This is a genomic window from Planktomarina temperata RCA23, from assembly GCF_000738435.1.
Classification (GTDB): Bacteria; Pseudomonadota; Alphaproteobacteria; order Rhodobacterales; family Rhodobacteraceae; genus Planktomarina; species Planktomarina temperata.
The window spans coordinates 1,313,674-1,327,084 of sequence record NZ_CP003984.1; the positions used below are offsets into that span (position 1 = coordinate 1,313,674).

At 49.1% G+C, this 13,411-nt stretch carries 11 protein-coding genes and 3 pseudogenes; 12 read left to right on the forward strand and 2 right to left on the reverse strand.

Translation table 11 applies throughout. The features are described from left to right. Positions 1-20: 20 nt before the first annotated feature. From RCA23_RS06205 to RCA23_RS06240, 10 genes and pseudogenes are all read left to right on the forward strand, one after another. Positions 21-1,184 (forward strand): levoglucosan dehydrogenase, encoded by a 1,164-nt coding sequence (locus RCA23_RS06205; RefSeq protein WP_044049573.1) that lies wholly within the window; start codon positions 21-23, stop codon positions 1,182-1,184. After that, positions 1,184-2,758: a sugar ABC transporter ATP-binding protein gene (locus tag RCA23_RS06210; RefSeq protein WP_044049574.1), complete on the forward strand. Its 1,575-nt coding sequence runs from the start codon at positions 1,184-1,186 to the stop codon at positions 2,756-2,758. Before RCA23_RS06205 ends, RCA23_RS06210 begins: the two co-directional genes overlap by 1 nt. Beyond that, positions 2,745-3,713 carry an ABC transporter permease gene (locus RCA23_RS06215; protein ID WP_044049575.1) on the forward strand — a complete coding sequence of 323 codons (969 nt, stop codon included), beginning with the start codon at positions 2,745-2,747 and terminating at the stop codon, positions 3,711-3,713. The genes RCA23_RS06210 and RCA23_RS06215 overlap by 14 nt, the downstream gene beginning before the upstream one ends. A 2-nt stretch (positions 3,714-3,715) precedes the next feature. Continuing rightward, the gene (locus RCA23_RS06220) at positions 3,716-4,018 is read left to right on the forward strand and encodes a putative quinol monooxygenase (protein WP_044049576.1); all 303 of its coding nucleotides are present in this window, start codon (positions 3,716-3,718) and stop codon (positions 4,016-4,018) included. A 113-nt stretch (positions 4,019-4,131) separates the two neighbouring features. Further along, positions 4,132-5,190 carry a sugar phosphate isomerase/epimerase family protein gene (locus tag RCA23_RS06225; protein WP_044049577.1) on the forward strand — a complete coding sequence of 353 codons (1,059 nt, stop codon included), beginning with the start codon at positions 4,132-4,134 and terminating at the stop codon, positions 5,188-5,190. Positions 5,191-5,193: 3 nt separating this feature from the next. Beyond that, positions 5,194-6,345 (forward strand): Gfo/Idh/MocA family protein, encoded by a 1,152-nt coding sequence (locus RCA23_RS06230; protein ID WP_044049578.1) that lies wholly within the window; start codon positions 5,194-5,196, stop codon positions 6,343-6,345. A gap of 206 nt (positions 6,346-6,551) precedes the next feature. Further along, positions 6,552-6,623, forward strand: a pseudogene (locus RCA23_RS16995) (IS6 family transposase); the annotation flags it as partial. A 74-nt stretch (positions 6,624-6,697) separates the two neighbouring features. After that, a pseudogene (locus RCA23_RS16765) lies at positions 6,698-6,784 on the forward strand (IS6 family transposase); the annotation flags it as partial. A 231-nt stretch (positions 6,785-7,015) separates the two neighbouring features. Further along, entirely contained in the window at positions 7,016-8,164 is a 1,149-nt protein-coding gene (locus RCA23_RS06235) for an amidohydrolase (protein ID WP_044049579.1), read from the forward strand. A 2-nt stretch (positions 8,165-8,166) separates the two neighbouring features. Beyond that, positions 8,167-9,312, forward strand: a complete 1,146-nt coding sequence (locus tag RCA23_RS06240) for a M24 family metallopeptidase (RefSeq protein WP_044049580.1) — start codon at positions 8,167-8,169, stop codon at positions 9,310-9,312. An 867-nt stretch (positions 9,313-10,179) separates the two neighbouring features. Here the strand turns inward: RCA23_RS06240 and RCA23_RS06250 are convergent. Next, positions 10,180-10,623, reverse strand: coding sequence for a hypothetical protein (locus RCA23_RS06250; protein WP_044049582.1), 444 nt, complete (start codon positions 10,621-10,623; stop codon positions 10,180-10,182). Further along, positions 10,620-11,438: a hypothetical protein gene (locus RCA23_RS16450; RefSeq protein WP_169701350.1), complete on the reverse strand. Its 819-nt coding sequence runs from the start codon at positions 11,436-11,438 to the stop codon at positions 10,620-10,622. The genes RCA23_RS06250 and RCA23_RS16450 overlap by 4 nt, the downstream gene beginning before the upstream one ends. Positions 11,439-11,739: 301 nt before the next feature. Here RCA23_RS16450 and RCA23_RS17000 point away from each other — a divergent pair. Both RCA23_RS17000 and RCA23_RS06260 read left to right on the forward strand, forming a co-directional pair. Then, a pseudogene (locus RCA23_RS17000) lies at positions 11,740-11,838 on the forward strand (IS6 family transposase); the annotation flags it as partial. A 320-nt stretch (positions 11,839-12,158) separates the two neighbouring features. Then, positions 12,159-13,364, forward strand: coding sequence for a site-specific integrase (locus RCA23_RS06260; RefSeq protein WP_044049584.1), 1,206 nt, complete (start codon positions 12,159-12,161; stop codon positions 13,362-13,364). The last annotated feature ends 47 nt before the right edge of the window (positions 13,365-13,411 follow it).

The following is a 13,411-nucleotide window of genomic DNA, read 5'->3' on the forward strand; positions in this document are numbered from 1 at the left end:
TTTATTTACGGAGCATATCGATGACTAAAACACTAAACGTTGCACTAATTGGTGGCGGCTTCATGGGTAAGGCACATGCCTTGGCATATGCAGCGATGCCAATGTTTTTTTGGCCTGCCCCGGCAATACCCCACCGGAAGGTGGTGGTCGATTTAACCGAAGAGGCCGCTCAAGAGGCGCGTGACCGTTTCGGTTTTGAAGAAGCATCAAGTGACTGGAAAGCGATTGTCAACCGCCCCGACATCGACATTGTCGATATTTGCACTCCAAACAATTCTCACGCTGAAATCGCAATTGAAGCCTTGAAAGCTGGTAAACATGTAATTTGCGAGAAGCCACTTGCCGGGACACTTGCGGAATCTGTCGCAATGGCGAAGGCCGCCCGTGCGTCCAACGCTACAACGATGGTCGCCTTTAACTATCGCCGTACACCCGCTGTCGCTCTCGCCAAGAAATTCATTGATGAAGGTAAAATCGGCGACATAACCAACTTTCGTGGCACTTATTTGCAAGACTGGTCCGCAGATCCAAATGGGCCGTTATCCTGGCGCTTTCAAAAGAAGATAGCAGGGTCAGGCGCAATCGGCGATATTGGCACCCATGTAGTTGATATGGCACACTATCTTGTGGGTCCCATAGACACCGTGCAAGCGATTACTTCGACCTACGTAAAAACCCGCCCGATGCAACAAGGCGGTGTCGACAAACTGGGGGCATCCGACAAATCTGCCGACGCTGAACGCGCCGAAGTTGATGTTGATGATGAAGTCATGTCGATGGTGCGCTTTAAATCTGGCGCTGTTGGCAGTATCGAGGCCAGCCGCAACGCATGGGGTCGCAATAACTTCATCACGCTGGAAATCCACGGGACGAAAGGCTCGATTCTGTTCAACTACGAACGCCGGGACGAATTACAGGTTATGTTCGCCGATGATCCGGTTAATTCACGTGGCTTCCGTACTATCTACACAGGCCCTGCCCATCCCTATGGTGAAGGCCTTTGGCCGATCCCAGCACTGGGCATAGGTTACGGTGAGACCAAGATCATCGAGTGTTATGATTTCTGCAAAGCGATCATGAATGGTTCTCAGCCCTCGCCAAATTTTGAAGAGGCACTTTTAATTGAAAAGGTTGCCGATGCCCTCATCCGATCGGGTGAAACAAGCGCTTGGGAGAAGGTATAATGTCAACCGTTGCCGTCCGCATGGCCGGCATTTCAAAAAACTTTGGCGGTGTTAAAGCCCTGAAAAATGTTAACTTTGAAGTTTTGGCAGGAGAAGTCCACGCACTTTTGGGCGGCAACGGTGCCGGAAAATCAACGATCCTGAAGGTTCTGAACGGCGTGCATGTACCGTCGGCCGGCACAATTGAAGTATTGGGTGTACCACTCACCATTCATACACCCGAAGCCTCTCGCGCTGCAGGGATTGCAATGAATTATCAAGAAATGAGCTTGATCCCGACGCTAACTGTGGCTCAAAACGTTTTTTTGACGCGCGAGACGAAGTCAGGCGGTCTAATCGACGATAAAAAGGCAGAGCGCAAAGCCGCCAAACTCTTTGCAATGCTTGGTGTAGACGTTGATCCGCGCGCAATTGTTGGTGATCTTGGTGCAGGGCAAAAACAACTGACTGAAATCGTCAAGGCTATTTCCCAAAACGCACGCATTCTAGTGCTTGATGAACCATCCACTGCTTTGGCGATATCTGATGTAGATAGGCTGTTCACCTTCCTGCGCAAACTGAAGAAGCAAGGTGTTGCGGTCATATATGTAAGTCATCGAATGGACGAAATTGCCCGCATCGCTGACCGTGCTACGATCTTGCGTGACGGTAAGCATGTTATTACAGCTGCTATCGGCGACCTACCAATCGATACGATGATCGAACATATCGTTGGAAAACGGTCCCTTGGCCTTGCTGATATAGAACGGAGCGATGCTGTTCGCGGTGATATAGCTCTGGAGCTGCGCAACGTGTCGGGTCGTAATAAACCCGATAATATCTCGCTCACGATTTACAAAGGTGAGGTCGTCGGGTTGGCTGGCCTCCTTGGCTCGGGCCGCACATCTCTCGCAAAACTTGTCGCAGGGATTGAACCAGTGGTTTCTGGTGAAATTCGCATCAACGACCGCCCTGTTAGTTTCCGTCGTCCCGGTGACGCAATCACAGCGGGTGTGGCACTTGTGCCTGAAGCTCGAGCGACGCAAGGTATCATCGCAGCTCATTCAGTTTCCGACAACCTAACACTTGCTGCGCTGGATGGTCTTTCAAAGGCAGGCTTTGTCATTGCAGCTAAGGCGCACGCAGCGACAAACGCCCAAATCGAGCGGCTTTCGATCAAAACAGCAAGCTGCGATCATTCTGTTAGCACGCTTTCGGGCGGCAATCAGCAAAAGGTCGTCATTGGCAAATGGTTGGCCGTTGACCCGGACGTGTTGGTGCTTGACGAGCCAACAGCAGGCATCGACATCGGATCAAAATCCGAAATTATCAGACTAGTGCGTGAGCTGGCCGCGAACGGCAAAGCAATTCTAATGATTTCCTCGGAGTTATCGGAGCTTTTGACTGCCTGCGATCGGATTGTCGTAATGGCTGACGGACGCGTCTATGAGGATTTTTCACGCGCCGCGCTGGATGATCCAGCTGAGGCAAATACCGACATCACACACCGCTTGCAAGCCGCTGAACAGCGGTTGCAAATTTCTATTCAAGAAGCCCTCGCTGCAGGGCAGGAGATTTCCCATGCCCAACAGTGACACAACCCACGCCGCTGGCTTGGTCGGCGCCTTTCTACAAAATTGGCGGCAAAATATCATCTATATCGGTTTTATTGCGATCTTTGTGGTCTTTGCGCTTACGCTGAATGACAGGGGGTTTCTGAACCCAAACAATCTGCTCAACATTGTCCGCCAGACAGCGATGATCGCCGTGATGGCTATAGCAATGACTTTCGTGTTGTCTGCAGGTGAAATTGATCTGTCTGTTGGTGCTGTCGCGGGCCTCTCCAGTGTCACTGTTGCCATGGTGATTTCTGTTGCTGGGCCATTTGCGGGGATTCTTGCAGGTCTGGCAACAGGCATTGCCATCGGCACCTTTAACGGCTGGCTAACTACAAAAATTGGTATCCCTTCGTTTTTAACGACACTCGCAATGATGGGTATTGCAAAAGGAATTGCGATGTGGGTTTCGGGCACATCCGCAGTTCCGATCTTGTCACAAAGCTATGCCTGGTGGTTTGGCGGTGGCTCCATCGGGCCCATTCCGGTATTGCTTTTTTGGATTTTGATTTTTAGTGCAATCGGTCATGTAGTCTTACGCCGTACTGGTTTTGGTCGCAGGGTGCTCGCAACAGGTGGTGGCGAGCAAGCCGCTGGCTATTCCGGCATCAACACCGCCAAGATCAAGTTTCGGGTTCTGGTCATTTCATCTACTGCTGCGGCTTTGGCTGGGATGTTTTATGCGGGCCGACTGCAATCGGGCCGATTTCAGCTAGGCGAAGGAGACGAGCTATCAGTTATCGCCGCGGCTGTGCTGGGCGGAACCTCGCTTTTTGGTGGTAAAGGAACCGTTATAGGCACCATCGTTGGCGCGCTCATGATTGGCCTTATTAACAATGGATTAATTCTGATGGGGCTGGAGTTTAGTCAACAACTGATCGCACGCGGTGGTATCATTATTCTTGCTGTTGCGCTTAGCCAGAAAAGAGCGTGAAAATGAAAAATGTTACCATCATAGGTACTGTAACTGCAAAGCCGGAAACACGCGAGGAACTGTATGCGCTTTTGTCTGCGCAGGTTGAGCCAACTCGTAAGGAAAATGGTTGCATCAACTATGATTTCCATGTCGATGCAGAAGACACGTGCGTCTTTGTTTTCTATGAAAACTGGAGATCTCAAGAAGATCTGGACGCCCATTTGAGAATGTCGCATCTTGAGCCGTTGTTTTTGCAGGTTCACAGGCTTTTGGCATGTCCGGTAAATATTCGTTACCTTGCAATGCTTAGCAAGATGGCGTGATGGAGGCGCAAATCACACCAACATTTAGAACTCTTTAATAAGTTGAAATTAGGACCTTTCTGATTCAATCAAAATGAAAACGCTTTGATGTAAAAACACTCGATGGAGAAGACATGAAAACAATCAAGGGCCCAGCTTTATTTTTAGCGCAATTTGTTGGTGATAAGTCGCCTTTCAATTCATGGCAATCGATCACTAAATGGGCCGCTGAGTGTGGCTATATAGGCGTTCAAGTTCCAAGTTGGGACAAACGTCTTATTGACTTAGACCTCGCCGCAGAAAGCAAAAATTATTGTGACGAATTCAAGGGGCAGGCTGCGATGAATGGTATTGTCGTGACGGAATTGTCTAGCCACTTGCAAGGTCAGCTCGTTGCGGTGCATCCGGCTTATGACACTGCATTCGACGGATTCTGTCCTGAGCACTTTCGGGGGAGACCTGCTGCTCGACAGGAATGGGCAGTTGATCAAGTCAAGAAAGCGATCACAGCTTCGCGAAACATGGGAATTTCTGAACATGCGACGTTTTCTGGAGCACTTGCATGGCCATATTTATACCCTTGGCCGCAACGACCCACTGGCCTAGTTGAAACAGCCTTTGACGAACTAGCTCACCGCTGGATGCCCATTCTCGATCACGCGGAAACCAATGGTGTCGACATTTGCTATGAAATACATCCGGGTGAAGATTTACACGACGGCGATACTTTTGAAATGTTTCTGGAGCGTGTTGACAACCACGCTCGTTGCAACATGCTATATGATCCCAGCCATTACCTTCTGCAGCAATTAGATTATCTGGACAACATCGACATATATGCCGAGCGTATAAAAATGTTTCATGTCAAAGACGCAGAATTCAATCCAACTGGCAGAAAAGGAATATATGGTGGATTTCAAGCTTGGGCAGACCGTGCGGGCCGCTTCCGCAGTCTTGGCGATGGCCAAATAGACTTCGGAGCAATTTTTTCGAAGATGGCAACCAATAATTTCGATGGTTGGGCGGTTGTCGAGTGGGAGTGCGCGATTAAGCATCCAGAAGATGGTGCCAAGGAAGGCGCTCAGTTTGTGAAAGACCAAATCATTCGTGTGACACCTCACGCATTCGATGATTTTGCAGGGGTCGAATACAACGAAGCTGAGAACCGCAAAATGCTTGGATTGGAAAGTTGAACTATGAGTGATCCAATTAAATTAGGAATGGTGGGCGGTGGTAATGATGCATCTATCGGTGCAGTACACCGTATCGCAGCTCGCTTAGATGGTGAATTTGTCCTCACTGCAGGTGCGTTATCATCAACTCCTGAAAAGGCGATGGCATCCGGTAAAGCTTTAGGTCTTGCAGCCGACCGGACCTACCCGACATTTTTGGATATGGCTAAACGCGAAGCCCGACTGAAAGATGGGATCGAAGCTGTCGCAATTGTCACGCCAAATCACTTGCACTATCCAGTGGCCCGAGAATTTATAAAACGAGGTATACACGTTATCTGCGACAAGCCTTTGACGTCAACTCTTTCAGATGCAAAAAAAATGGAGGTCGCCGTCAGGAAGTCAGACGCACTCTTTATTCTGTCACACAATTACACTGGTTACCCAATGATCCGTCAGGCCAAAGAAATGATTGCGGATGACACATTGGGAAATTTGCGGATGATTCAAGTTGAGTATGTTCAGGATTGGCTTACCGAACCTGCAGAAGAGTTGGGAGTAAAGCAGGCGGAATGGCGCACAGATCCTGCTCGCTCAGGAGTTGGAGGAGCGATTGGCGATATAGGGACTCACGCCTACAATTTGGCACGGTTTGTGACCGGATATAAACTAGATAGTTTGGCAGCAGACCTTGATTCTTTTGTGCCTGGAAGGAGACTTGATGACAACGCACATGTAATGATGCGATTTGAAGGCGGAGCAAAGGGAATGTTGTGGTGTAGCCAGGTCGCTCCGGGTAATGAAAATAACCTACGCTTACGTATTTTTGGTGAAAATGGCGGCATAGAGTGGAGCCAGGAAGATCCAAATTATCTTTGGTATTCACCATATGGGGCTCCAAAGCAGCTGTTAACCCGTGCTGGTAGTGGCGCGGCAGACTCTGCAAATGCTGTCAGCCGCACCCCTGGGGGGCATCCCGAAGGGTACTTAGAAGGGTTTGCAAACATTTATACGGAAGCTGCAAAAGCTATAAGAGCGGTGGGTGCTGCAAAACCCATTCCAACGGATATCAAACTGCAAGGTATCGAGGAAGGTATTGAAGGCGTTCGCTTTCTCACCGCATGCGTCCAATCTTCGAAAAGAAATTCTGCCTGGGTTTCACTTTGGCAAGTGTGAGTAACACCAAGCGATCCCACCGGTTCTTATATACATTTTGTTTGTGTGTCCCAGGATGAGACGAATTCTACGTAACAGAAATTAATGCTGAGTAGTGAAACGCAAAATGAGAAAGCCCAGCATAAAGGCAAATCCAGAAGGCCCCTATGGGTACTGTCAGACCAAACGAGCTTGAGACGGGGCGGGCTGTTTCGTAGCCTCTTCGTATGACAAAACGCTCTCCATTCAGGTGCTTCAAAACACGCCCAGAGATCATCCGCCTGGCTGTGATGCTTTTTACCTGCTGAGACGGCCTGGTTTGTTCAGGCGCTACACAGGTTGCGTGTGGGGTGAGGTTGACTGTGACAGGGTGCAGGAACGCCACTTCTACTCACGAGACAATTTCAAGCTCAATCGAACCGCTGCTCTTGCTGAGTGGCGCCAACTATTGAGCGCATAGGTTCAGGCTGCGCCTGCAATCTGATGCGAGTTCTCATTCGTCTGACAGCACCGTTTGAAAGCACCTTTTGACAATTCTAGGCGTAATGTTCATGCTGCCCTGTACGTCGCGCTTCGGACTTGCGAAGTTAATTGAGGCGTTTGTAAACTTTCCTGCAAGAGGTCGTTTTCTTGCCTGCATGCCTGATTATTCAAGCTAACCTCTTGGGGAACCATTTTGTGAGACAAACTTATGCCGCCAATTGATTTGACTGTCCTACGCCATGAATTTCATAGAATGCCAGAACTTGGGTTTGCTGAGGAAAGGACGAAAGCACGGGTCGCGGGTATCCTCGAAGATCTGGGAATTGAGACGCATATCGGCGCGGGCGTTGTTGGCGTCCACAAACGCGGAACAGGTAATCGTGTCATTGCTCTGCGGGCTGACATGGACGCGCTGCCGATCCATGAGACAAGCAGCCATGACTATGCGTCACAGACAGCTGGCGTGATGCACGCCTGTGGCCATGACGGCCATATGACAATGCTTTTGGGCGCGGCGGCAGCGCTTGCAGAAGAGGCCGAATTCGACGGTACGGTGCTGTTCATATTCCAGCCTAACGAAGAACACGGATTGGGTGCGCGGGCCATGATCACTGAGGGCCTACTGGAGCGTTTTCCCGTTGAAGAAATCTATGCCATTCACAATCTTCCGGGTGCGCCTTTGGGGCAGGTTTCCACGCGGACCGGTCAAATTTGTTCAAGCGAAAGCCTATTTGAAATATTGATCGAAGGACAAGGTGGTCACGCGTCAATGCCGCAGGTGGGGCGAGATGCTATCACTATAGGGGCAGAGATCGTGCAGGCTTTACAAACCATCGTCTCGCGAAAGCTTGCACCGGGTGCGGGCGTTGTCGTTTCAGTAACGGAATTCCTGACCGATGGGCAACGCAATGTCCTACCAGGTACCGCAACCCTAAAAGGTGATGTGCGCGCACGGTTGCCAGCAGATCGCGAAGAAGTCGCGCGTCTGATGCGCCAGCTTGCGGAAGGTATTGGAGCCGCTCACGGTGTGACTGTGTCCGTAAATTTCAACACAGAGTTTATTGAGACGATCAATGCCCCCGAGCCAACTCACGCTGCTGTAAGCACAGCTCGCTCTTTAGGACTTGAGACAAACGGTAATCGCGAACCCATGAGTTTTTCAGAGGACTTTGCTCATTTCTCGACCGCTGTGCCGGGGTGTTTCTTGCTACTGGGCAACGGGCAAGAGGGGCCTTGTGGCCAGCCGCTGCATTCGGACGATTATGATTTCAATGATGATCTATTGCCAATTGGTGCCGCCTTTTGGGCGCAACTGGTGCGTGACCGTCTACCGGTGACCAAAAGTAAGGGTGAGTAGTTATGTTTGAAACCCGTATGAACATTTTTCGCGCCGAAATGGGCGAAAAAGGCCTCGACGTCGCTCTTATTACCGATGATGACAATGTATATTACCTCACAGGCTACTACGACTACTTGCACATGGAATTTGGCCGTCCGACCATACTTATAGTGTTACGCGACGGTCCTAGCCTATTGATCACGCCTACAATTGACCTCAACACGGCTCAATCTGCGGCGCGCGTGGACAAGATTGCGGCGTGGAACGATGGTATGGGGGCGGAATGGCGCGCTGAAATACCTGCTGCGGTAAAAGGGGCGGCGCTTATTGGGATAGAGCCAGATCACATGCCGGCTCTTGTACGCAGATATGTTGATGGACTGGTTGGTGCAAGACATCTCATTTCGATCACACCTATCCTATCTGAGATGCGTATGATCAAATCGACGCAAGAGCTACAGCTTGCCCGCCATGCGGGTCTGGTCGCAAACGCCATGATGGACGCCGGCCGCGCTGCCATTGGGGATCGTGTGCCTGAATACGAAATAGCAATTGCAACGTCGGAAGCAGGCACGCGCAAAGCGGCAGAACTTTTAACCACGCATTATGGCGACGTCGATATGTCGCCGAATACGCATTTCCTGCAAATTATGGCATCCGGCGAGACGATTACTAAAACTCACCACCGTGCCACAACACGTGTTATGCGTCGTGGCGAGCCAGTGTTTCTCTGCTTTTGTGGCATGACGAATTTTCACCGGTTCAAGTTAGGTTTTGACCGAACGTTCTGGATCGGTGAGATGATGGATACGTCTCAAGCTGCTGTTTACGAAGTCGCATTGGCCAGCCAGCAAGCCGCGCTTGATGCGTTACGCCCCGGTGTTACGGCTGAAAGCGTTCACGCAGCTTACGCAGAAGTTATTCAAAGTGCAGGGTACGCGTATCCGTTCCGTTGCGGCCGTGCAACAGGTTTCAGTTTTCTGGAGGCCCCACAATTGGTCACGGGAGATACAACAATCCTTCAGCCAGGTATGGTTCTGGCAGTGGATGGATCTGTAGCAGTTGATGAATTTCGCGCCCAAATTGGTGATAGCTTTATCATCACTCAAGACGGTTATGAGCCAGTTACCGAACACCCGAAGACTATTGACCAACTCATCGTATAATCTGAGCGCTATCAAAGTAAACTTGCTTGAAGCAGGCAAAGTGGGTTTGTGGCGTGCGTGAAAGACAAAACACTCGCCATTCACCTCAATCGAACCGCCGCTCTTGCTGAGTGGCGCCAACTATTGAGCGCATAGATTCAGGCTGCGCCAGCAATCCGATGCGAGTTCTCATTAGTCTGACAGCACCCTTATCGTTACTAGTACAGGGGATGTGATGGTGGTGATGGTGATACACTGTACGTGATGTACACCTAAAGTGACCCTAACCTTCGGTGTTCAATGTAGGACAGTTACCTATCGCATAGGGGTATGCAGGAGCCATGGGGGGTACACTGGTATATGTATATGGGCCGTTATACAGATCATGGTTTGTGGAGAGGGAGGGTTAATTGCTTTGTTGCTCGCTTGAATTTTGATAGGCCCAGTACCCTATAACGAAATGTAAAGCGCCAATTAGCAATAGTATTGGGCCCACGTAGTAAGAGAGTGGCTGAAACAAAAGGCCTGCAATCACTAAACACAAACCACCAAAAAATAGAAAGAAAGAAAGGGGAGAAACTCTACTCTCACCTCGTATCTGGCCATGAAATTTGTACGTGGAAGCAATCACTGCGATTGGACAAACAATGGAAGCAAAATACGTTTGGTGAGCTACGAAACTGTAGACGGCAAAAATGCTTATTCCAACAGACCAAAATATGCCCAACAAAATGGCTACATTATTTTTAGTGCTATTTTTCAGTGGCATTCGCAAACCTCACGCATTTTATATTGTTAGAATTGGCCTAACGATCTTAATCCGCAAACAAATGTCTAAATTTAAGAACTGGGATTTCGTAGCTCAATCTCTACTATTTTTTCAATACATTAATTTGTTTCGCAGGTTGGCATCATACTGTTGAGCATATCTGGAGCTGGTTGCACAGCAGCAGGTAAGCCGACAAGTACTTCGTCAATTACATCAGAAGAGACAGCTGCTAACTCACATAAATATTCAGATCTGCTACCGCCAGGGTTGTCAGCTAACCACTCTTGATATTCTTGCTCCTCAAAGTAAGCGCCTGCAGCTAAACCCGCCAATGGTATCATTGTGACCATCCGTTTTAGCCTTGCTTTAGCTTTAACTCGCATAACGGTGGCCGATAGCTCTTTACGATGTCTAACCGCTGTGCTGGCCACCTCGGTAGCTAGCCTGGTGGCAGTAAATGTGGCTTGCACTGCCCACATCGATGTTCCAGCAGCTACCAAAACCATGCCAGCCGTAAACCATAGCAAAAAAGCAGTCGTCTTGACCAAGCTTAGTAATTTCATTCGTCTGATAGCGATCCCAGTACGTAACCAACTTTCCCAAGCTGAGTGTTTGGCCCCCAGTCTTTATGTCTTAGCACACCGTCTTCAATATAAAGTTTATCTACACTATATTTAGTTCGCTCCATAACTTTGCCGTTTGCCTCTACCTCTGTAGCTACATAGATCGTTGCGGCGCCATCCGCCTCGTCTACTAGCTCAAAGTAGTTTGCATCACTTTGCAGTGCCAAGTTTTGAACGACTGCCATAATTAATTCGGGATCATCAAGTCGGTCCACAGCAAAGTAGCAAGCGCCTTCGAATACAGCAGTACCACCGCCAATAACGGCCCCAGTAACTATAGTGACGGGTGCCATCAGAACCGCACCTATGGTTCCTATAGCTCCCGCTGTTCCTCCCATAATTCCCACTGTGCCAGCCGCTGATACTCCACCCGCAGTAGATCCGAGCATTGTTGCGCCAGTTATTGCATTGGTCAAAGTGTAAAATCCTGCTGCTTTTGCGCCAACACCTGCAGCGGCGGTTGCAGTTGCAGCGGTGGCAGCAGCGCCAGTACCAGCGCCTCCAATGAGGTTGCTTGGTCTATATCCACATGCAGCTACCGAGCCGGATTTAGTTTTCTCCCAAGCTACAGAGGACCCACTTTTAGTGGCTTCCCACGCTGTTACTGATCCACTTTTTGTTACGTCCCAGATGGAACTGGCACCACTGGCAGTAAACGATTTTACACTCTGCCACATTGTAGTGTCACTGGATTGGTCCGATGCAGAGGTCATACTTCCTAAACTAAGCAGCAAGATTGATAAGAATTTACGCATATCGAGGTTCCTTTAACCTACCTTTGGGGCTATCAAATATCCTTTAATCGGTACTGTCAAACAAAACGAGCTTGAGACGGGGCGGGCGGTCTCGTAGCCTCTCCGCATGGTACTGTCAGATTAAACTCGGTTGAAGCGAGCAGGGTATATTTGTAGAATCCCCAAATGACAAAACACTCCCCATTCAGGTACTTTAAAACGAGTCCTGAGATCATCCGCTTGGCTGTGATGCTGTGTTCCCACTGACGCCACTCTGAACCGCTTAATGCGCTAAACAGGCTGGGTGTGGGGTTAGGTTGATTGTACAGCCCTAAATGAACGCCACTTCTACTCACGCTTCAATTTTAAGCTGAACCGCGCTGCCGCTCTCGCTGAGTGGCGCCAGTTATTGAACGTATAGGTTCAGGCTGTACCTGCGATCCGATGCGATTTCTTAGCTGTCTGTCTGCACCATGGGCTATCCACAGTTAAATAATTGTGGCCCCAGAGCGTCCCTAGGAATTTTTGGACATAAAAAACACGGGCTAATCACGGGCTGTCTTAGAATTTTCCATAAAAAACACCCTACAAAATTCGCTAGGGTGTTGTTTTAAATGGCTCCGGCGGTAGGGATCGAACCTACGACCAATTGATTAACAGGTATCTTGGCATTTATTAGTATCAATAGGTTAATAGATGGTTTATAACTAGGGTTTATAACTTTGGTTTTGGATCTTCATAATGTCTAAAGCGCCTTCAGCTATAAAGCTTTACAAGGGTTTATCCCTTTACCGTGTCGAACGATCGACCAAGTGGTATGTTCGTGTCTGGGATAAGAAAACCAAAAAATACCTGGTTAAGTCAACCGGTGAAGATACGGTAATAAGGGCGAGGGAGGTTGCTCAAGAACTTGCCCTATCTCTGCTCAAGTCAGAAAAGCCTGTTGAGCGTGAGTACACCTTCAGCCATTTTGCTCTGAAACTCCTTCACAGATCCAGGTTACAGCACCAAACAGGTGAACGAAGCCAAGGTTACATAAAAGCATTGCATTGGGCTGTTCAGAATGAAGATTGGGGACTGCTACGGTTTTTTGGTGACCGGGATGTAAGGCAGATCCGGACCCACACATATCAAGAATACATTGCTGATCTAACCAAGCGTCGTCCAAGTTTGGCTGCGTCAACCAAGAATACACTTATGGCGGCATTTCGGAATGTAATGAAGATCGCCAGAGATGAGGGCGTTGTTGACGTCGTACCGCAAACTCCTCGAGTGAAATCCAAAGACAACCCCAGACCGTTCTTTCGGTTCCATCCACTGGTGGCAAAAGAGGATGATAATTACCAAAAGCTTTTAGCGGCGATTAAGAAAGCGGCAGAGGAGGGGGTAAGTGTCCGGGGTTTTGCCGTCACCGACGAATTCTATGACATGATCCTATTTCTAACGCATTCCTTCGTCAGACCTATTTCGTCAGAGCTCTATGCGATCAAACACAGCGATGTGACGGTTGCAGATGATCCCAGGCGGCTCATAGTGACGGTTAGAGACGGGAAAACGGGTTTTAGGGGTGCGAACACAATGCCGGCTGCTGTGTCCGTCTATGAACGTATTTTACAGCGTTACCCGAATGCAAAACCCGAGGATTACATTTTCTACCCTCAATACAAGAACCGAACTACTGCTTCAGGCATGATCCAGAGGCTGTTTACAGAGGTTCTGAGGTATGGAGAACTACAAACAGATACTCCGACGGGTAAAACCCATACGCTGTACTCCTTGCGTCACACGGCGATTTGCATGAGGATCATCAACAGTGAGGGTAAGGTGAATATCTTTAACCTTGCTAAGAACGCTGGAACATCTGTTGATCAGATCGAACGGTTTTATGCTCGGTTTCTTCCACTATCCAAAGAGATGGCGAAGAACCTGCAGAGTTTTGGGGAGTAACTTTTGGTGAGTTTCTATTTAGCCTAAGTATACATTAGGGAGACTTA